Annotated in this window: 23 protein-coding genes; 8 read left to right on the top strand and 15 right to left on the bottom strand. The window is 39.3% G+C overall.

Going from position 1 to position 20,489, the window contains the following annotated elements; all coding sequences use genetic code 11:
* Positions 1 to 17: 17 nt before the first annotated feature.
* Positions 18 to 812 carry a bifunctional hydroxymethylpyrimidine kinase/phosphomethylpyrimidine kinase gene (thiD, locus tag BN2458_RS05540; protein WP_407081057.1) on the top strand — a complete coding sequence of 265 codons (795 nt, stop codon included), beginning with the start codon at positions 18 to 20 and terminating at the stop codon, positions 810 to 812.
* Between the two features lie 13 nt (positions 813 to 825).
* Here thiD and BN2458_RS05545 read toward each other — a convergent pair whose 3' ends face one another.
* Positions 826 to 1,347, bottom strand: coding sequence for an ankyrin repeat domain-containing protein (locus tag BN2458_RS05545; protein WP_064504561.1), 522 nt, complete (start codon positions 1,345 to 1,347; stop codon positions 826 to 828).
* A gap of 52 nt (positions 1,348 to 1,399) precedes the next feature.
* Positions 1,400 to 2,833 carry a catalase gene (locus BN2458_RS05550; protein WP_034326048.1) on the bottom strand — a complete coding sequence of 478 codons (1,434 nt, stop codon included), beginning with the start codon at positions 2,831 to 2,833 and terminating at the stop codon, positions 1,400 to 1,402.
* A 203-nt stretch (positions 2,834 to 3,036) separates the two neighbouring features.
* Between BN2458_RS05550 and ribA the strand changes: the two genes are divergently transcribed.
* The 6 genes from ribA (at position 3,037) to mog (ending at position 6,932) form a co-directional block, all read left to right on the top strand.
* Positions 3,037 to 3,633 (top strand): GTP cyclohydrolase II, encoded by a 597-nt coding sequence (gene ribA, locus BN2458_RS05555; protein ID WP_034326050.1) that lies wholly within the window; start codon positions 3,037 to 3,039, stop codon positions 3,631 to 3,633.
* Positions 3,634 to 3,732: 99 nt separating this feature from the next.
* Positions 3,733 to 5,091 (top strand): molybdopterin molybdotransferase MoeA, encoded by a 1,359-nt coding sequence (locus BN2458_RS05560; protein WP_034342276.1) that lies wholly within the window; start codon positions 3,733 to 3,735, stop codon positions 5,089 to 5,091.
* Positions 5,092 to 5,160: 69 nt separating this feature from the next.
* Positions 5,161 to 5,385 carry a MoaD/ThiS family protein gene (locus BN2458_RS05565; protein ID WP_034326054.1) on the top strand — a complete coding sequence of 75 codons (225 nt, stop codon included), beginning with the start codon at positions 5,161 to 5,163 and terminating at the stop codon, positions 5,383 to 5,385.
* Positions 5,385 to 5,846: a molybdopterin synthase catalytic subunit gene (locus BN2458_RS05570; protein ID WP_034342278.1), complete on the top strand. Its 462-nt coding sequence runs from the start codon at positions 5,385 to 5,387 to the stop codon at positions 5,844 to 5,846. The genes BN2458_RS05565 and BN2458_RS05570 overlap by 1 nt, the downstream gene beginning before the upstream one ends.
* A complete protein-coding gene (mobB, locus tag BN2458_RS05575; protein WP_011114891.1) occupies positions 5,830 to 6,393 on the top strand; it encodes a molybdopterin-guanine dinucleotide biosynthesis protein B in 564 nt (187 codons plus the stop codon). The genes BN2458_RS05570 and mobB overlap by 17 nt, the downstream gene beginning before the upstream one ends.
* 8 nt (positions 6,394 to 6,401) lie before the next feature.
* The gene (mog, locus tag BN2458_RS05580; protein WP_034342613.1) at positions 6,402 to 6,932 is read left to right on the top strand and encodes a molybdopterin adenylyltransferase; all 531 of its coding nucleotides are present in this window, start codon (positions 6,402 to 6,404) and stop codon (positions 6,930 to 6,932) included.
* Positions 6,933 to 7,096: 164 nt separating this feature from the next.
* On the opposite strand, the gene hemB is transcribed toward mog, so the two are convergent.
* From hemB to BN2458_RS05625, 9 genes are all read right to left on the bottom strand, one after another.
* Entirely contained in the window at positions 7,097 to 8,062 is a 966-nt protein-coding gene (hemB, locus tag BN2458_RS05585; protein WP_034326057.1) for a porphobilinogen synthase, read from the bottom strand.
* Positions 8,063 to 8,073: 11 nt separating this feature from the next.
* A complete protein-coding gene (locus tag BN2458_RS05590; RefSeq protein WP_034326060.1) occupies positions 8,074 to 9,342 on the bottom strand; it encodes an ArsS family sensor histidine kinase in 1,269 nt (422 codons plus the stop codon).
* Positions 9,343 to 9,361: 19 nt separating this feature from the next.
* Entirely contained in the window at positions 9,362 to 10,042 is a 681-nt protein-coding gene (gene arsR / locus BN2458_RS05595; protein ID WP_034326092.1) for an acid response regulator transcription factor ArsR, read from the bottom strand.
* 387 nt (positions 10,043 to 10,429) lie between these two features.
* Entirely contained in the window at positions 10,430 to 10,792 is a 363-nt protein-coding gene (locus BN2458_RS05600; RefSeq protein ID WP_034326062.1) for a CiaD-like domain-containing protein, read from the bottom strand.
* Positions 10,774 to 11,040, bottom strand: a complete 267-nt coding sequence (locus BN2458_RS05605; RefSeq protein ID WP_034326064.1) for a hypothetical protein — start codon at positions 11,038 to 11,040, stop codon at positions 10,774 to 10,776. Before BN2458_RS05605 ends, BN2458_RS05600 begins: the two co-directional genes overlap by 19 nt.
* A gap of 58 nt (positions 11,041 to 11,098) precedes the next feature.
* Positions 11,099 to 11,902, bottom strand: coding sequence for a tRNA 2-thiocytidine biosynthesis TtcA family protein (locus BN2458_RS05610; RefSeq protein ID WP_081951424.1), 804 nt, complete (start codon positions 11,900 to 11,902; stop codon positions 11,099 to 11,101).
* Entirely contained in the window at positions 11,892 to 12,194 is a 303-nt protein-coding gene (locus BN2458_RS05615; protein WP_034326065.1) for a hypothetical protein, read from the bottom strand. Before BN2458_RS05615 ends, BN2458_RS05610 begins: the two co-directional genes overlap by 11 nt.
* Positions 12,195 to 12,196: 2 nt before the next feature.
* The gene (locus tag BN2458_RS05620; protein ID WP_034342816.1) at positions 12,197 to 13,519 is read right to left on the bottom strand and encodes an MFS transporter; all 1,323 of its coding nucleotides are present in this window, start codon (positions 13,517 to 13,519) and stop codon (positions 12,197 to 12,199) included.
* 11 nt (positions 13,520 to 13,530) lie between these two features.
* A complete protein-coding gene (locus BN2458_RS05625) occupies positions 13,531 to 14,052 on the bottom strand; it encodes a peptidylprolyl isomerase (RefSeq protein ID WP_034342819.1) in 522 nt (173 codons plus the stop codon).
* 101 nt (positions 14,053 to 14,153) lie between these two features.
* Here BN2458_RS05625 and BN2458_RS05630 point away from each other — a divergent pair, with 101 nt between their 5' ends.
* Entirely contained in the window at positions 14,154 to 15,158 is a 1,005-nt protein-coding gene (locus BN2458_RS05630; protein WP_231944735.1) for a hypothetical protein, read from the top strand.
* Positions 15,159 to 15,252: 94 nt separating this feature from the next.
* Here BN2458_RS05630 and BN2458_RS05635 read toward each other — a convergent pair whose 3' ends face one another.
* The 4 genes from BN2458_RS05635 to BN2458_RS05650 form a co-directional block, all read right to left on the bottom strand.
* Positions 15,253 to 16,062: an MnmC family methyltransferase gene (locus BN2458_RS05635; RefSeq protein WP_034326068.1), complete on the bottom strand. Its 810-nt coding sequence runs from the start codon at positions 16,060 to 16,062 to the stop codon at positions 15,253 to 15,255.
* A 62-nt stretch (positions 16,063 to 16,124) separates the two neighbouring features.
* Positions 16,125 to 18,176 carry an LTA synthase family protein gene (locus BN2458_RS05640; RefSeq protein WP_231944736.1) on the bottom strand — a complete coding sequence of 684 codons (2,052 nt, stop codon included), beginning with the start codon at positions 18,174 to 18,176 and terminating at the stop codon, positions 16,125 to 16,127.
* 9 nt (positions 18,177 to 18,185) lie between these two features.
* Positions 18,186 to 18,809, bottom strand: a complete 624-nt coding sequence (locus BN2458_RS05645) for a hypothetical protein (RefSeq protein WP_034342822.1) — start codon at positions 18,807 to 18,809, stop codon at positions 18,186 to 18,188.
* Positions 18,806 to 20,485 carry a sialidase family protein gene (locus tag BN2458_RS05650; protein ID WP_064504562.1) on the bottom strand — a complete coding sequence of 560 codons (1,680 nt, stop codon included), beginning with the start codon at positions 20,483 to 20,485 and terminating at the stop codon, positions 18,806 to 18,808. The genes BN2458_RS05645 and BN2458_RS05650 overlap by 4 nt, the downstream gene beginning before the upstream one ends.
* Between the last annotated feature and the right edge of the window lie 4 nt (positions 20,486 to 20,489).

Below are 20,489 nucleotides of genomic sequence, written 5' to 3' on the forward strand. Positions count from 1 at the left end.
CTCAAATGTCAAATATCATACAGCCTCAAATGCAAAATGCTATTCCAATCCTCACAATCGCAGGGAGTGATTGCAGCGGTGGAGCAGGGATTCAAGCGGATTTAAAGACTTTTAGCGCACATAAACTTTTTGGTATGAGCGTGGTTTTAAGCGTGGTGGCTGAAAATACCGCGCGTGTAATTTCTAGCTATGATATACCCATTCAAGCGATTGATGAACAATTTGAAGCAGTGTTTGAAGATATTCCACCAAATGCCACAAAGATAGGAATGCTCGGCTCAAATGCAATTATTGACTGCATAGAACAGAATCTACTTTTCTACAAACCCCAAAATGTTGTGATTGACCCCGTGATGTTTGCCAAAAATGGCTTCCCGCTTATGCCTAAAGAGACACGCGCTTACTTTAAGGAGAAGATTCTCAAACTTTGCAATGTGCTTACGCCAAATATCCCAGAGGCACAAGAACTTTGCGGGTTTGATATACATAATGTAATAGATATGAAAAAAGCGGCGCAAAGGCTGTATGATATGGGTGCAAAGGCTGTTTTACTTAAGGGCGGACATAGTGAGCAAAACGCCGATGATGTGTTTTATAATGGAGAATTTCATATCCTACCCTCGCCAAAAATTGATACCAAAAATACACACGGCACAGGCTGCACACTCAGCTCGGCAATCGCTTGTAACCTCGCTCTAGGCTTTGATAGCCTCACTGCGATACAAAGGGCAAAAGAATATATTTTTAATGCAATTTTGTATTCACTCAATCTTGGCAAAGGCAATGGTCCAACAAATCACTTTTTTAGGTAGATTCTAAAATATTTTACATCTCTCGCACCCTTTTGGTATTTTTGATATTGAAGAAAAATAAAGCGAGTTTTTGCAAAAATGTGGGCTTTGTGTGTGAATATTGCAGGAGGAGCTTTAGAATCTGCTTTCTCCCAAAGAAACAAGCGCAATTCATCGGGCTTAAACCCATACCGCCATCGCCATTAGGATTTGCACCATATTGCAACAAAAGCTCGGCTATATCATCATAGCCCTTGAAGCACACACCTGCAAGTGGTGTGTGATTTTTGTCGTTTTTCTTATCAACTAATGCACCGCACTTCAAAAGTAGCTCTGTGGCTTCAAAATGCCCATTATATGCGGCAAGCATAAGAAGTGTATTGCCACTTTCATTGCTAAGATTCACATTAAGCCCTGCATCAAGCAGGGTTTGCAAAGATTCTACATCATTATGACGCGCACAATCAAGTGCATATTGGCAAAGCTCCATAAGCTTCGCCTCCTCCTCTTGCGTGAAACTTATATTGTTTATGCTACCTTGAGTATTTTTACTCATTGCCACTCCTTGCCATTCATTCTGCCACTTTGCTACACTTTTTAAGGTGCAATTAAAGCACAAGCTCTTCTACGCGTTTGCCATAGGCTGGGTCAGCCTTTTTGAAATGCTCAATTTGACGCTTTTTAATCTCATTTGGCACACCCTCCATTGCGTCTTTGATGTTTTGGCACAATGCCTCTTTTTGCTCTGTATTCATCAAGCGATACAAATCTCCTGCTTGCACGAAATAATCGTCCTCTGTGTCGCGGTGATTGTAACGATTTGCTACATCGCCACCCTCTGTGCGTAGTGCAGGTTCAAGCGCATTAGAATCTTCGGCATAGTCATTAAAAATACTTGGATTATAATTTCTCTCCCCGCCAAAATCACCTCGCTGCATATAACCATCTCGGTGTGTATTTGCCACAGGGGCGATACTCGCATTCACAGGAAGCTGGGAATGATTAATGCCTAAGCGGTATCGCTGCGTGTCACCATAGCTAAAAAGCCGTCCTTGTAGCATTTTATCGGGGCTATATCCAATGCCGGGCACAATGTTTGCGGGGTTAAATGCGGCTTGTTCTACTTCAGCAAAATAATTCTCTGGATTCTTATTTAGCTCCAAGATTCCCACTTCAATCAATGGATAATCCTTATGACTCCACACTTTTGTCAAATCAAAAGGATTGAAGCGATAGTTTGCCGCCTCTTTTTCGGGCATTACTTGCACACAGAATCTCCATTTAGGGAAATTACCCTTTTCAATGTTTTCAAACAAATCTTTTTGATGAGATTCTCTATCTTTGGCAATAATCGCCTCCGCTTCTTTGTTTGTGAGGTTGTGGATTCCCTGCATTGATTTGAAGTGAAATTTTACCCAAAAGCGTTCATTTTTGGCATTGATAAAGCTATATGTATGGCTACCAAAGCCGTGCATTTCTCGGTAACTGCGTGGAATCCCCCTATCGCTCATCAAAATCGTTACTTGATGCAAACTCTCTGGGTGCAAACTCCAAAAGTCCCACGCTGCTGTTGCAGAGCGCAAATTTGTCTTTGGGTCTCGCTTTTGTGTATGGATAAAATCCGGGAATTTCACCGCATCTTTGATGAAAAACACAGGCGTGTTATTGCCTACAATATCCCAATTTCCCTCATTTGTGTAAAATTTAAGTGCAAAGCCTCGCACATCTCGTTCCGCATCGGCTGCGCCTCGCTCACCTGCAACGGTGGAAAAGCGCAAAAACGCCTTTGTTTTTTTGCCCACTTTGCTAAAAATATCCGCCTTAGAATATGCTGAAATATCATTTGTGATTGTCAGCTCACCATAGGCAGCACTTCCTTTTGCGTGCACTACGCGTTCGGGGATTCTCTCCCTATCAAAGTGAGCGAGTTTTTCTAAAAGCCAAGTGTCTTGCAAAAGTGTAGGACCTCTGCTCCCTGCTGTAATTGAGTTTTGATTATCGCCTAATGGTGTGCCTGTCGCTGTTGTGAGTTTTTTACTCATAATGTCTCCTTTTAATGTTAAAGTTATGAAGCGATAATATAACCCACAATAATTAATGGATAATTATTATCTTTTAATATTTCTTAATTTTAAAGCTCATATTTTCCACCAAACATAAATGTTTTAACAAAAGATTTAAAAAAATATTTTACAATGCGCGGCTTCAATTATATAACCTAATATACAAAGATAAAGGAAAAAAAATGAAATATGATATTTCTCAACAAGCGCACCTACCCACGCGATTTGGGGATTTTCTGGCTGTAAGCTTTAGGGAATATTTAGAAAAATCTAACCCACTTAGCACACCGAGCGAACATTTGGTTGTTTTTACGCAAAACTTAGGAGAAGTTCCACTTGTGAGAATCCACTCCGAATGCCTTACCGGCGATGTTTTTGGCTCTAAAAAATGCGATTGTGGCAATGAACTTGCCCTTGCAATGGAGCAAATCGCACATAATGCTCAAGGAGGAATGCTTATTTATTTGCGTCAAGAGGGGCGAGGTATTGGGCTTTTTAACAAAATAAACGCCTATGCCCTGCAAGATAAAGGCTATGACACGGTGGAAGCAAACGAAAAGCTAGGATTCCAAAGTGATGCAAGAAATTATGACATTGTGGGAGAAATTTTTAAGCATTTTCATATCACACAAATCAACCTACTTACCAACAATCCACGCAAGGTAAGTGCGATAGAACCTTATGCAAAAGTGGTGCGCCATAGCATTATCACGCCCACAAATCCTCATAATGAAGCCTATTTGGAAGTCAAAAAGCAAAAACTCGGGCATTTGCTTTAGAATCTAAAATGCACTTGAGAATATGGGCGTTTAGATTCTATTGCAATACAGAATCTGCCCTCACAATGTTAGAGCGCAAATTTATCACAAGGAGCGATTATGGCATACCCTACCCTGATAAGCTATAAGGAAGCGTTGGAGCTTTTAGAATCCCTTCCGCTCACACCTCTTGGCACACAACGCGTGCATTTCAAAAATGCGCTCAATAGAATCTGCGCCCAAGAAATCAAAGCCCCCTGCAATGTCCCCGCTTACCCCACCGCAGCAATGGACGGCTATGCGATAAACTTTGATGATATGGCACTTTTAGAAAGTGATGGCTTAGAAATTTCACAAATTAACAAAGCAGGGAATCCAACGCGCCCCACACTCACAAAGGGTTGTGCGATAAAGGCTTTCACAGGCTCTATAATGCCTCATAATGCCGATACACTCGTGATTGTAGAGCATATTGAAATAAGAGAGAATAGAATCTTCTTAAACATTCAAGCCCATAAAGATTTTATTCATAAAGCGCAATGGGTGCGCCAAGTAGGCGATAACTACAAGCAAGGTGAAGTTTTACTCCATAAAGGCGATAAAATCGGTGCGTTTGAGATAGGGCTACTCGCCGAGCTCAATTGTAACTTTATCCAAGTCTATCAAAAAGTGCGTGTAGGTATAATATGCGTAGGTGATGAAATTATTGAGGTAGGCGAGATAAGCGAGAATGCAAACATTGTGCGAAGCGTGAATACACATCTTTTAGAATCTTTGCTACTCCAAATGGGGCAAGAACCTATCGTCTATCCACTGCTTAAAGATGATAGGGATAAGATTAAATCCACCTACCAAAGCGCCTTACAAGAATGTGATATGGTAGTAAGTGCGGGTGGTATGAGTATGGGGGACTATGACTTCACACAAGTTGTCATTACAGAATGCGCAGATATGGTGTTTAAGGGAGTGCGCTTAAAGCCGGGTAAGCCTGTCGCCTGTGCCTTGTATAGCGGGAGAAAAAGCATAGATTTAGAATCTATGCAAAATTTAAAAAATGCGGATAGTCTAAAATCCACGCAAGAGGGGCAAGATTCTAAAACCATAGAAAACACACGAGTTTTAGAGAGAGCAAAGCCTATTTTAGGGCTACCCGGATTTCCAAACTCCTGCGCCCTCACATTCCTCCTGTTTGGCTCTGTGCTTCTTGCGCGTTTGCAAAATAGAATCCACAAGCCCTATATTTTTGAAGCTACCTTACTTGAGGATATTAAGCGCAGTGATTCGCGCTTGGAATTCCGCGCCTGTGAGATTCATAACAATAATGGAATCTTACAAGTGAGCTTCAAAAATAAAAAATCCCTACAAAGCTCAATGATAAATAATCTTACACACAACACTGCCGTGGCGATTTTAGAGGAAAATGGCAGTGATTTAAAGGCGGGTGCGAAACTAAAAGTGATGTTTTTAAATCACTTTTAACACAAGTTTTGCTATGCTTTTGGGATTGTAAAAAGCATAAATTGTGAAGTATATTTTAAAGGAGTGGCGATGATTAGGGTGGAATTTCTAGGGCCAATAAGCAACATTCCCGCGCGCGAACTAGAGGCACAAAGTCTCGCAGAGCTTAAGGAACTGCTAAGCAAGGATACATCTCTACACTCGTGGCTTGATATTAGTGCTGTGGCAGTCAATGATGAAATTATTGAAGACCTCTCCTATCCTCTTTCTTATGGCGATAAAGTGGCACTTCTTCCTCCTGTATGCGGTGGCTGATGCTCAATCTTTATAAAGGAGCATTGCCTACTTGTGAGATTTATACCAAATGGGAGAATCTCGCCCAAAGCAAAAATGCTGGAGCATTGAGTATTTTTACGGGTATCGTGCGTGCAGAAAATAACATAAGCGCATTGAGTTTTGATATATATGAGCCGCTTTTACGCAAATGGTTTGATAAATGGCAACAAAAAGCGCAGTATCATTTTGATACATATATTTGTATGGCTCACAGCGTAGGCGATGTGCTATGCGGACAAAGCTCTTATATGTGTGGCATTATCTCCGCACAACGCAAAGGTGTGCTTGGTATATATGAAGACTTTATAGAGGATTTTAAAGCAAATGCACCTATTTGGAAATATGATGTTATCAATCATCAAAGAATCTATGCCAAAGAACGCAGCAAACCTTTGCAAGGTAGCGGTATTTTAGGTAGTCAAAATGACACATCATTCTAAACTCACGCACACGCCCATTATCTTTGCCTTTAGTGGAAAAAGTAATAGTGGCAAAACGACACTTATTTGCAAACTCTGTGAATATTTAAAGCCAAAGGCAAAGGTTGCTGTGATTAAGCACGACCCAAAAGATAAGGCTATTTTTGATACACAAGGCAAAGATTCTTATGAGTTTTTTCAACGCTCTAGCGCAGTAGCCCTGCTCTCCCCTACTCGCACGATTTTACAAATAAAGCATAATGAAAATTCTCAAAACACGCAAGAAATAGAATCTAATGCTCTATTTAGAGTATTAAAGCAATTTAAAAGCTATGATTATATATTTATTGAAGGGCTTAAAACTTTGCCTTTTCCACGCATTGTGATAGCAAGAGAGCATATAGAATCTTCATATATTCCTTATGCAAATGCTTTTGCTATTGATGAGAGTGTCAAAAACACCCATATTCTCCCCTCTAATTTGCCTATTTTTAATCTCAACGATGTGGGGCAAATTGCAGCATTTATCAATGCTTATCCCAAATCTACTTCATTTAAAGGAGCATAATGCAAAATATGCACACTATCAAAATAGGCATTTTGGTTTCAAGTGATAGAGCCTCTCAAGGTGTATATGAGGATATTTCAGGCAAAGCAATACAAGAGGTTTTAAATGAGTTTATTTTAAATCCTTGTGAATATCACTATCACATCATTAGCGATGAGCAAGAGTTAATAGAAAAAAACCTCAAGCTTTTAAGCGATAAAAAAGGTTGTGATTTAATCGTTACCACAGGTGGCACAGGACCAGCCAAAAGAGATGTAACCCCAGAAGCGACACAAAATGTGTGTGAAAAAATGCTGCCCGGCTTTGGGGAGATTATGCGGAGTGCAAGCCTCAAATATGTCCCAACAGCGATTCTTTCTCGTCAAAGTGCGGGGATTCGCGGAAAAAGTCTTATTATCAATCTGCCGGGTAAGCCTAAAAGCATTAGAGAATGCTTAGAAGCCGTATTTCCTGCTGTGCCTTATTGCCTTGATTTGATTGAGGCGGGTTATATCCACGCTAATGAGGAGCAAATAAAGATTTTTCGCCCTAAAAGCTAGATTCTTAAGAATCTGCTTTATATAATTTGCATTTGCCAAAAGATATAAACACCCCATACAGCCGCCTTTAGAATCTTAGGCTAAAATCCAAGAAAGCATTTTGAGCAACTATTTTTAGCGCACACTTACAAAACCAAGCGAAACTTTTTTTTGCATTTGAGATTTTATAAAAGCTTCGCTACTTCTTTGGCGTGATAGCTAATGATAATATCCGCTCCGGCGCGTTTAAAGCCTAGTAATGTTTCAAGCATCACACACTCATAGTCGATTATCCCAGCCTTTTGAGCGGCTTTAAGCATAGCGTATTCGCCACTCACATTATATACCGCTAAAGGTAGCAAAGTCTGCTCTCGTATATCACGCACGATGTCAAGATAGGCAAGTGCAGGTTTTACCATCAAAATATCCGCGCCCTCTGCCTCATCAATAAGGCTCTCTAAAATCGCCTCTCTACGATTAGCACAATCTTGCTGATACGAGCGTCTATCGCCAAAACTAGGCGCGGAGTTTGCCACATCGCGAAATGGTCCATAATATGCACTCGCAAACTTTGTAGAATAGCTCATAATGGGTATATGTGTGAATCCTGCTTTATCCAAATAAGCGCGTATAGCACCCACCATTCCGTCCATCATCGCGCTCGGGGCTATCATATCGCCCCCACAGCTTGCGAGCACCACCGCTTGCTGTCCTAAAATCTCAAGTGTTGCATCATTATCAACACTATTAAGTTTCTTATCGATAATCCCACAATGCCCGTGGTCTGTGTATTCGCAAAAGCACAAATCAAGCGTAACAATCATTTGCGGAAACTGCTTTTTGATAGCCTTTATCGCCTGTGCTACAATATTCTTATCGCTAAGTGCCTCGCTGCCACAAGAATCCTTATGTGAGGGCAAACCAAAAAGTATAATATGATATATGCCAAGACTAAGGAGCTCCTCACATTCTTTGAGTATATTATCAATACTAAGCTGATACACCTGTGGCATTAAAGGGATTTCGTTCTTAATATTTTCTCCCTCTATGACAAAAAGCGGATAGATAAAATCCTCTTTTCTAAGGTAATTTTCCCTCACTAATGTCCTCATTGACTCTTTTAAGCGCATTCTTCTTAATCGTCTAAACATCACATCTCCTTTTAGTTTGGTTTATCTTCTATCGGGCAGTAATCCTCCACTACGCAGTGATGAATAATGAAAATATTGCAACCATTTTCGTGTTTGTAGCTAAGGTCAAATCCCTGATTGTCAAGCGTATTTTTGATAATGTACATACCAAGCCCAAAGCCTTGAGATGAAGGGTTTTTTTCATTTTTAAAATATGGCTTGAAATAATCTTTGAGCGGGTGGGTTAGAGGCTCACCTCGTGAGCTTGTATAAAGGCGGTCATTTTTCACATATACACTTACCTTGCCGTCCTCGCTGTATTTTATAGCATTATCAAGGAGATTTTTTAGAGCAATCGCAAACAAATCAAAATCCGCTTTTATGAGGGCATTTGGCGAAAGAAATGTGATAGGACTAGATTCACTCGCTTCATCAATGAGGAGCATATTTTCAGTGTGGGCTATCAAATCACTGAGTAAAAACTCCTGCTTGTTGATGTGGTAGTTTTTCGAGTTAATTTCCTCTATCTTTGCAAATTCATTAATAAGTTCATTGAGACGCGTGAAGCTCGAGCAAAGCTGTTGTTTTTGTTTAGAATCTTGCACCATTTCTGCGACAATGCGCCCTTTTGTGATAGGGGTTTTTAGCTCGTGCATAATCGAACGCAAAAGTAAGCTACGAGATTCATTCAAGGATTTAATTTTGTTTGAAGCCTTATAAAATTCGTGATAAAGTTCATCGATTTCATCTTTTGCATCCTGCTCATAGTAGGTATCAAAATGCCCCTCTGCAAATTGCTTAATTTGCCCTTTCAACACTTTTATTGGCATAAGGCTTTTAAGCACAATAAAAAACACAAAAGTGAGTAGCACGATGCCAATAAGTGTGATAATATAAAAATTTTCATAAGATTTGTGCGAATTATCCCTATAGAGTGTCGCCTCATCGCTTGTTTCAAGGAGGATATAAATGCCATTTTGCGTATTAATCGCCTTAGCAAATATACCATCAAAATCATATGGTATTTTATTAATCTCTTGCAGCACGCGCTTAATCTCATCCTCGCTCACAGGGGTAAAGTGTATATTATTAAGATATTGCTTTATGGTAGGGAGATCTGCGCCAAACTGCATAAGCTCATTAATCGTAGCGGTAAATTGCCCATAGCGCACTTGCGAGAGAAGCTCCTCATTTTTAATATGGTCCTGAATAAAATAATAAGAGACAGCAAAGAAGCCAAACAACGCGCATAGAAACAAAACGACAATTTTAAAAAAAATAGAATGGCGAAATTGAAACATTGTATCTTAAACTTTGTGGCTATGTTTCAAGCTTGTAACCCACTCCGCGCACAGAAATAATGTATTGTGGGTTTCGTGGATTTTCCTCAATCTTTGAGCGCAATCGCCCAATAATCACATCAATACTTTTATTTGAGCTTTCTGGATTAATAGATTCGGATTCTATGGCGATAGCCTCACGTGAGAAAACATGTCCCTTTTTACTAATAAGTAGAGTGAGAATCTCATACTCTGCGCGTGTAAGCTCAAGCTTTTTTTCTTTAAAAAAGACTTGGCGACTATACTTGTCGATTCTAAAAACGCTGTCTTTCTCTTTATCTTGCTCTTTCACGCTTTTTTTATTGTAGCGTCTAAGAAGAGATTGAATCCTCGCCACAAGCTCTTTTGGGTCATAAGGCTTTGAAATATAATCATCAGCTCCGGATTTTAAAGCCTCGACTTTATCATCAATATCACTTCTTGCAGAAGAAACAATGATGGGAACGCTATTTTGCTTCGCCACCCTTTTGCACACCTCCAAGCCATCAAGATTTGGCAATGTCAAATCAAGTAGCAAGACATCAAAATGTTTTGCATTTACCGCACTCATACCAGTATAAGGCTCGTCATAATTGGTTACATTCATATCATATTGCTTTAGGTAGCTTGTGATAATTTCTGCCAACTCTAAATCATCTTCAATCATTAGAACTTCTAACATAATCCAAACCTTTGCTTCAAGTAAAATGCGCGATTCTATAATAAAACACTTTTTAGATAGCTTAAGTAAATTGTGAAAGGCATAATTTGTTTTTGTGAGCTTATTTACACACATACAAAAAACTTAAATACCTGTGAGATTTATTGTATTGTAAGGATTCACAAGTGCGTAGCTTCTTAAAAAGACACCGCCCAAGTGGGGTAGTGGGCGGCTCAATAAAGGTTTGGTTGTTTCGTAAGTATCCAGTAAGGGAGGAGTTGGAGGGGGATAACCTCCCTTTGAGATGATACTCACCTAAATGGGTTAATCCATCACCTCACCCTATCTCATTCGGGTCAAAGGCTGGGTCAAATTGTAAGCGAGATTATTAAATGTAGATTTAACAAACTATCTCTTAATATCACTTAATCGTTCAGTAATCACACTCAATTCATATTCTAAAAAGTTTATAGTAAGATTGAGCTTTGTTTGTAATTCTTTATTATGCTCTGCCTTGAGCCCTTCAAAAAGTACTAAAAGTCGCTCTTGGAGCATTTCTAAAAACTCGCATTCCTCACGCAAAGCCTCACTTTGCGCCTGTGCGAAAGGAGCGCGTATATTTTGCACACTTGGCATACCCTGAATGCTTTGCATATTTTGCGTGTCTATCGCTGAAGTTGAATGTATAGTAACACTTTGATGAGTATAAGAATCCTCGCTAGGCTGGGAAAGCTCATCAATTGTTTGCAGCACTAAATCTTTGATGTCCATCGTAGTAGCCACCTTTGAAATTGAATTAAATCCTCTTGAGATTGCGCGTTTATGAAAAATTCTCTTTGGGCTTGATTGACTTGTGGAAATGTCTGCTGCACAAGCATTAGGCGCTTTATCGCTCTTTGAGCTTCTTTGCTCTCTGGAGATTCTAAAAGAATCTCGCGATAAATATTCAGCGCGTCCTCTTTGAGCCCATACATCTCATAAATACGTGCTAAGGCTATTGTCTTAATAGTTTGTGCCATTTTGTATCCTTTGGGCGATATTCTATAATTTTTTTGTTTGCAAATACTTTAAACAATCTCAAAGTTTAAAATACCGCTCATCACAAAAGCTCTCCGCGTGGATATTGCTAAAGGCATTTTTGAGTGATTTAAAAAAAAAGGGATTTTGCTCCTCTATGTTTTTTAAGAATTGCTTTGTCTGTTCGCGCACATATGGTTTTTTATCAGAATCTAACCAATTAATGGGACAATTACAATCAGGTGCAATATAAATGTAATTACTTGCAATGAAATCAATTATTTGTCTCTCTCGCACAAAAATGAGCGGGCGGATAACTTCTAAACCATTCTGCGCACGATATATTGGTGGCATAGAGCGCATTGCTCCATTATAAGTAAGATTCATAAAAAAGCTTTCCGCCGCATCATCAAGATGATGTGCAAGGGCAAGTTTATTAAATCCTCCCTCTAATGCCTTACTATATAAAGCACCGCGTCTCATACGAGAGCAAAAGCTGCAATAAATTGTCCCCTCCCGCTTGTTTTGCTCCAAAATCTCATAAATATCGGTGCGGTAAAGCTCGTAGGGAATGCCAAGATTCTCACAATACTCGAAAATATACTCATACTCCCCACCCCTGCCATAATCAATAGTAATCGCCTTATAATCAAACTTAAATGGTGCGTGTTTGTGCATATAGGCGAGGATTGTGGCTAAAAGTATAGAATCTTTCCCGCCACTCAAGCCTAGCAGGATTCTATCTCCCTCTTTGATAAGGTTATACTGCGCATTTGTTTTGCCAACAAGGCGCAGAATTTTTTTGCTTATTGTGGGCATTTGTGCGAGATTCTTTTTTTGAGTTTGGATAGGGTTATTTGTCATTTTGATTTTTATCTTCTTTTGGGAATTTAATTTCTATATAATCTTTACTCCCATCTTGTGTTTCTATTCTTATTGTTTCATACTTGTCATTGTCTTCTTGTGTGTCATTTGCTTTATCGGTGTCTGTATTCCCTCTTTTTATAATCGTCTCTCCATCATCTAAAACCCAACTTCCATTCTTTGAATGATCGCCTTTTCGCGAACGCGTGAAGTAATCTCTATTTTGATAGATTAAAAAGCATAAGTATAGCCCCATTGCAGAGGCAATGATGATTTTTTCGTATAGTTCCATATTTACCCCTTGTGCAAGACAGATAGAATCTGATCTTTTTGAATCAGTGTATCATCATATTTGATAATGGCAACATTTTCGGTTTGGTTGATATACCATTCAATCAAACCGGGTTGATTATCGAGTAACTTAAGGCACGATAAATCCACTTCTTCTAACGACAGATAAATATTCTTGTGATTTTTTGGATTCTGTAAAAATATTATCAATAGCAATGCCCATACAACACACACGAGCGCGATAATGATTGAGAGGCTAAAAAGCCCAATTTTGTCATAGAGCCACCCGCCACAGGCTCCACCAAGTGCGCTTCCCACATATCCAAGCGTGGTAAAAACACCAAGTGCCGCACCTTTTTGATGTGCCTTTGGGTAGCGACTAGCCAAAGACTGCATAATAGGCTCGTGTATCGCAAAGCCTACAAAAAAAAGAAGCACTGCCACACCAAAAAGTATAAGTGTATTGCTACTCACCGCATACGCCATAAGAAAATACGAGATAACAAAGGCGATAATACCAAAGAGCATTACGGATTTAAATTGTCCCTTTTTTTGCGCAAAAATTGATGAGGGACCCATAGCAAAAACCCCAGCGAGTGCAGCAGGGACATAGATATACCATAATTGAGATTCGTCCAAATCAAAATGATGAGTGAGCGTGATACTCACGCATATAAAGGCAAAAATCATCAAAAATTTTTGCAACAACGCGCTTAGATTCATAATAAGCAGATTCTTATTTGTGAGAATCTGCTGCATACTGCTATCATTAAATTGATACTGCACACGCGGCGTGTCCGGGACACTTGTATATAAAATGATAATAGAGACAACACAAAGTGCGCTTGTGATAAAAAATAGGGTATTGAGCCCAAAATAACTAGCAACTACGGGGCTTAAAAACATAGCGAGGATAAAGCTTATAAATATCCCTGCCCCCATTACTGCCATAGCCTTATTTCTCTGCTCCTCACGCACTAAATCGGCAATCTGTGCGCTTACCACCCCACCAATCGCCCCAGCCCCTTGCAAAAATCGCCCGATGATAAGCATAGTAATATTTGTAGAAAACGCGCAAACTAAAGAACCAAGTAAAAAAATCAATAGCCCAATGCCAACGATATGTTTGCGATTATATTTGTCGCTTAAAATGCCAAAGGGCGTTTGAAAGATGATTTGTGTCATCGCATAACCACCCGCAGCCAAACCAGCAAGAAATGCGCTCGTGTGAAATTCATCGGTATAAAGCCCAATGATAGGCAAAACAATAAAAAGCCCAAAAAATCGCAGACTAGAAATAAGTGTGAGAGGGAGTAAATGCTTCATCGTGCTACTGCCTAAGATTCGGGGAGTGTTTCGCAAATGGTAATTGTTTTTATCACATCGCCTTGACTAATAGAATCTAACACAGCAAGGCTTTTTTTATCTTTTATCTCAATCCTACCAAAAACCGTGTGTTCTCCATCAAGATGGGGTTGTGGGGCAAAACAGATAAAAAATTGACTCCCGCCTGTATCCCGCCCAGCGTGAGCCATAGAAAGCGCACCTCTCGTGTGTTTGTGGGGATTATCGCTTAGTTCGCACTTAATACGATAGCCCGGACCTCCTGTGCCATTACCAATAGGACAACCACCTTGAGCGACAAAGTGAGGTATCACACGATGAAAGGCAAGATTATTATAAAATCCGCTTTGGGCTAAAGTGGCAAAATTTGTAACAGCCTGTGGTGCTTCTTTGAAAAGTTTGCAAGTCATTGTGCCAAGCGATTCTCCGCTTGGTTTGCATACTTCTATAAGAGCGTAATTGAGTTTTTCTAACTCATCTTGATTAATCTCATATACCTTTAATTCCTCTCGCATTTTTTCTCCTTTATGTCGTATGAGTTACCTTAAAAAAGCATAAAAAATGTGCGGATTCTACCGATATTAACTTAATCATTTTTGAATAGAAGGGATACAGAGTGCTAAGGCGAGATGTTTTTCAGGGTATTTTTTATATATGTGCGTGTATGATGTGCGCGTGTGTAGCCCTGCTTAATGCCTCTGAAGATTCAGTAGATGCAGTGATGGAGGGCTATGAAAGTCCGCAAAAGCTTTTTGCAGACATCAAGTCTCCAAATGCAGATTCTAAAACAGAATCTAGCACACAAAAAAATGCAAGTAACACAAACGCGGGAGAGTCAAAGATTGACCCTAGAGATATGAAGTTACCCTCTCAACCCCAATGGATTTATTCTACTGCAATTATTGAAACTTCTTTTTTTGATGGCTCATTTAGAAAGGGGCTTGGGACACTCTTACGCAATGGATTATATATTACTTCTGCTGATGTGATATATAATGGTAGGATTGTGCCTAAAAAGATTTATGCGAAAATGCAAGATGATTTAAACGCAAATATGATGTGTGTGGCGAGTTTAAGCATTAAAGCACTTGATTTAGATTCAGGACTTGCGCTACTTAAGGTTACCGACTATGTGGATAGCTCCTGTCAAATGCGCGAACAAAAAAGCTATTACCAAGATAGAATCTATAAGCGATTTGGCATTGATGTGTTTGCCTCAAATGCCATTGTGGCTAAACATACAGAGGCTTTTTACCCATATCTTAATAATGCGTATTTGTTTGTCGCTCAAAGCTTAAAGCTTGAAAAATTTGCTACCTATTATGACTATATGCAAAAAAAAGAAAATGTGTATGGTTTTGAAATGGAGCGGGATTCTTATGAGGAATTCACTTATGGAAGGGCATTTTACGATAAAAAGAATGTGTTTTTGGGGATAATGAGCAGGGTAGGCAATGGACATTTACCTGTCTTTATTAATCGCAATGTGATTCAAGATTTCCTCTGTGAAGTGCAAGAGCAGGGTATCATAAACGATAGCGATACAGCCAAATCCTGCGCAAAGCTGGGCGCAAAAAGAGTGCGCTTTTTCGCAAGTGAAAATGCTATGAGTTTTTATTAATATGTAATTTGCATTACTTTAGGTGTTATGGCGGATATACTTAAGGCTAGGTGATTAAATTCTACTATTTCAAACATTGTGTTATGGCAAGATTCTATTTTTTAAATCTTTGCTTAATATCATTAAGTGTGAGCGCATTTTTACCCATTAGTGTGCTTGGGCGCACGAGACTGCTTTCATAGTTATACACTTTAAACCCCGCGTTTATAGCGTTTTTCACAATAGCAGAGCTTTGGGAATAAGTTGTAATAATGCCTTGAGAATCAAGTAGTGTAAAAAGTGTGCGAAAATATGCCTCACTCCACAAAGCGGGATTTTTCTTCGGGCTAAAGGCGTCTTGATAGATGATATAAAAATAATCTTTTGGGAGCAGAGCCAACATAGCAAGGGCATCGCCCCTATATATATAAAAATTAAGCTTTAGCGTATGAAATGCCATACTTTTGACGCACACGCAAGAATTTGGCGTAGCAGCACAGAATCTTAGTAGTTCATTTATGGGCTTTTGATACGCACTCAAAAAAGGTGGATATGTAAAATCAAGCAAGTTGTCAAAAATATTATAATCCTGCTCTGGCGAGTAAATACTTATCTCGCCCTCATAGCCCATTGTGGCTAATGTTGCAAGGAGCGCGAAGCTATTGTATCCTAGCCCAAAGCATATATCTAGTGCGTAAATATGCTGTGGCAGCGCACTAGGAAAATCCTCTTTCTTTATTATGTTGGCAATGCTAGATTCTAAAATAGCATTTGTGGTGTTTATAGAAGTCAAATGCGCCAAGGAGGGATAAATATGCTTATGCAAAGTCTCATTGAGTGCGCCATCTTTCAGGCTATGATAACATTCATCAAAAAGTGCATTATACGCACTTAAACTCCCATCACTACTTTCGCGTAAAAGCACACTTTACCCTAATATATTAGAATCTTATCACTTACTAAAACTTCCGCGCACAAAAACGATTGTTACTCACTATCTTTAATCACATATCCATTTTTTAGAATCCACCAACTTAGTGCAGTGGCTTGTTGCGCCCTCTTGTAGAGATTTTGCGCATTTTGTTTATCGTCCTCATAAGTCGCCACGCTGTGAAAATACTCTATCACATCATCTTTCGTGTAAATATATCTATCTGTGGCGACTGCAAAATAACCCTGCGCGGTATTTTTCTCACTCAATGCGATAATATTATTATTACTCACAAGTGGTGTGCCAAAGCTATGATATGTGTAATTATGCGGTGCTATGAGCTCCAAAATACTTGGTGTAATATCAATATGTGAGCCGATATTTGTATTTTTGGTAATCTCAAGCACCGGCGAATAGATGATAAGCGGGATTGTATTGCTTACCTTATGCGAAGCTGTTTTTGGATATTCCCTATCGTAATGATCGCCTGTGATGATAAAAATAGAATCTGGCAACACACGTGATATTTCCTGTATAAAATGTAAAATCTGCTTATCTTGATACCAAATATGCCCGAAAAGCCGCGCATCTTGCTTATTGTAATTCTGCTTTGCGAGAAATTGTCTAATCTCATCAAGTGGAACATCAAACTGCTCGAGTGGCACATCATAGGGCGGGTGATTTGAAGTTGTCAAAATCATATTAAAGCTAGGCATACCTCTATATTTAAAAACCTCATCACGCACAAAAGTGTAAAGATAATGATCATACGCACCCCATAATCCCTCATAAGGCGCAGAGTAGTCATTAAGTTTTGCATTATTTATAACATTAGTGTTATAAAACATATTATCAAAGCCCTGTGTCGCAGTGTATTGGTCAAGCTTTTGCCAAATACCGCTGCCACCATAGTAAAAATTTGTCCTATAACCTAAATCTTTCATAATCACACCCGGTGCAGTCATAAAGGGCTGCAGAGTGCCTAAAATAGAATTTACCGGTATTTCTGTTTGAAATAATCCCGTGAGTTGCACATCGAGGCTTTTGATTGTCGAACCTGCATTTTGCAAAAATACACCAATTTTTACCCCGTGCTCATCATTAAGTAAAGACTTCAACCCAGAGGTGAGATGAATATCGTCAAATTCTTTATCAAAATGCCACTCACTCAATGATTCAGCCACTATATAGAATATATGGTCGATTTTCTTTTCACTCATATTTGTTACTTTTTTTGCCAATAATTCTTTTAAATCATAGGATTCTTTTTTGTCATCAAGCTCAAAATATTCTCGCACGACTTCAAGCGGACTTTGCGAGGTGTAGTCGCTAAAGTGAGAGTTTAAGATTCTCGCGTAGCCTCTATATACAAGGTAGAGATTGCGAAATGCACCGGGTGAGATTTTACGCAAAAATGAATCTTCCACTGGCTTAATCACTTGGTCTAAACTAGCACCCTTGAAACTAAAGGCAGAGTTGATAGAAAACATCATCAAAAGTGCAAAAATGACAAATAAAAATATGGTGGCGATAGTAGATTCTTTGCGTGTGGAACGCGAGTGAATGGAGCTTAAGGGGTCATAGCCATACTCACGCGTAACCTTGCCAAAAATCCTCACATAAAAATATATGAAAATCGCGGCGAACACAAGCCATAAAATCACTTTTGAAGTAATATTGTATTGTCCGCTTATGCCGGTATGAAAAATTGCCTTTCTATCATCAAAGATTAAGCCAAGCAAATTCACATTAAAAACATCATCAAAAATTTGATAAAAGACAACTTCGCTTATCCCCACAAAAAGCGTCAAAAGCACGACACAAATCGCATAAAAAAGTAGCACAAACCACCGCGCCCTTGTCCAAAAAAATAAGATTCCAAGAAGAAAATACGCAATACTAAAAGCCGCGATACTCCTTGAATCATAGCGCAGCCCATTAATAAAAGTATCGATATATTCGCCAAAGCCCACCCCCTCGCCTATAGCATTATGATACACGCCGATATAGAGGACAAAAAACAGCTTCATCACAAAAAACAGCACAAACAAAAATAAACTAAAAATGATTGACTTCACAAGCAGCTTTTCAAACCACTTTGCTTCCATTAAACCCCCTTAAATTTTTCTAACCAATACCCCGCTCGCCCGACATAGAAGCGCCGCTATACAGCCCACGAACAAAAATGGGTCTAAGATATAATTTATAAGAGCAATATCCCCTAAAATCCCCAAACTATAAGTAGCAAGCACAAATAGCATTATATAGCCCATAGACGCACACAAAAGGTAGCACACAAGTGTTAGCACAAGAAATAAAAAAAGGTGAATTTTAAACTCTAAATGGTAAATATCAATAAAACCATAGGTAAAGTCTGCATAAATTATTGCACCCATAAAAATCCATATATATTGAATGCTTGGCGGGAAGATTCTTTGCATAACATTATACAGGCTCAAAAGATACGAATCTTGGTGTATTGCAGAATCTTTAGAGATTAGAATCCGTAAAAAGACAAAGCGCACGAGCCACGCAGCGCACAAAGAGACAAGAATCATACTTGGCATATCAAAAAGTGCATAAGCATACGCACACAAGCTCCATTCAAAAATTGGCATATTAAAAACGAAAAGCCATATTATTGAAATCGCAAAAATAAAGCTCATTTTGCACTTTTGGAACATTGCCACGATAGCACCTAGAGCGATGATATTTATCATTAATGCTGCTACTATACTCACGCACAACTCCTACACACAAAACTTGTATCGTGCAAAAAGCTCGTTTCAAATCCTGTGTGAGATTTTGAATCTATATTTAGCTCATTTAATTCATCAGCACTACTCGTATTATCTGTGTGAATCTTGCCATCTTGCATCTCAAGTAAATACTCTTTTGCCCTGTAAAGCTCGCGTTGAATTTCATTCTGCATATTATCGATTCTATACAGATTCTCTTGTATTTTACGATTAACACGCATTTTGTGAATCTTATCCATATCCCACTGCTCGAGCGCACTTTGAAATGAAAGAGTTTTAAGCACAGATTTTGGCAACAGCGCACTTCTTATGTGTTTGCGCCCATAGGTATAAGCAATATGCACAAACTCGTCATTGATAGCCACGCTAGGATAGGAGACTTCATTTTGAGGTAGAGTATCGAGCAAAAGCACGGGCACAAAGATAATTTTAGCATCTAACAGACTTTCTTTTTTAAGTTCATATAGCCACAGCTCTGCGCGATTATTACCCCCCTGCACATTTGGCTGATTATGAAGCAAAAACACCGAATCAAGTGCATTAAAAAGCACAGAGGAGGAATCATAATTTTTGAGATTGCTCGGCTTTGCCTCCGCACACTTTACACCACATTCGCTCACAAAAAGTGTATTTTCATAGGCTTTGTGATTGCGATAAACACCAACGCTTGAATGTAAATCTAGCGGCACAAAGCTTGGCTGAAGCTGTGATTGAAGATAGGTAGGGCGCATAGAAGATTGAAGCGTGAGTGCTGAGCTAAAATCAAGCAAGAGTGGATATTTGCTTAATAGCTCGTGATAGATTGGCAGGATAAATCCCCCATCACTTTTAAGCATAGGTGGTGTGCGCACGAGATGAGAGAAATTCAAAAATGGGCTTAAATGTAGCTCTTTGATATAACGCAAATGGCGCAAGTTGTTATGTTGCGAGGCTTTTTGTGAGTGAAGATTCAAATCTATATGAGTTTTAGAATCTACATCGTGCAAGGCTTTGCTCTGTGAAATCTTAATGTGTGAATCTACGCCATTATAAGGAGTAGATTCTAATTGCAACCAATAGATTTTGCTTGTCGCCCAGCCACCCATACTCACGCCCACGACAAATAAATGCACCCTGCCCTGCGTATCTACAAAGCTTACGGGATTGCCTAGTTTTTTGATAAACTTTCCGCTTAGGTTCGAAAGCATAGGCGCGCTTAGCAGGAGCTGCGGCTCACTCCAATGCCCCACTGATTTAGAATCTAAGTGCCAACTCGCAGCAACAGAATCTGTATTTTCAGTATGTGGGATTGAGAGGGATTGAGAATCTGCATTCTTACGAGATTCTATGCTTGAGTCATTTTTATCCATATAAAAAAAACTTTGGTAAATCCCTACATCTCGCGCACCCTCCCTACTCCCGGCAAAATACAAAAGCATAAAGTCTGCATCACTCACTTGCGAGACATTCACTATCGCACTCGCGTGTGCTTGAGGCTGTGCATTTAGCACATCAAAATAAGTAATAGAATCTGCTTCATTTAGTCTATCTTGCGGTATTATAAGATTATAGCGCGACAAATCAATAAACCCACTAGGCGACTTATCGCTAAGAATGCTCCAAGTAGCACACAGGCATAAAAGCAGGGCAAAAACGATATGTTTTTTATATTGTCGCACTTAA

The organism is Helicobacter typhlonius (assembly GCF_001460635.1).
Taxonomy (GTDB): Bacteria; Campylobacterota; Campylobacteria; order Campylobacterales; family Helicobacteraceae; genus Helicobacter_C; species Helicobacter_C typhlonius.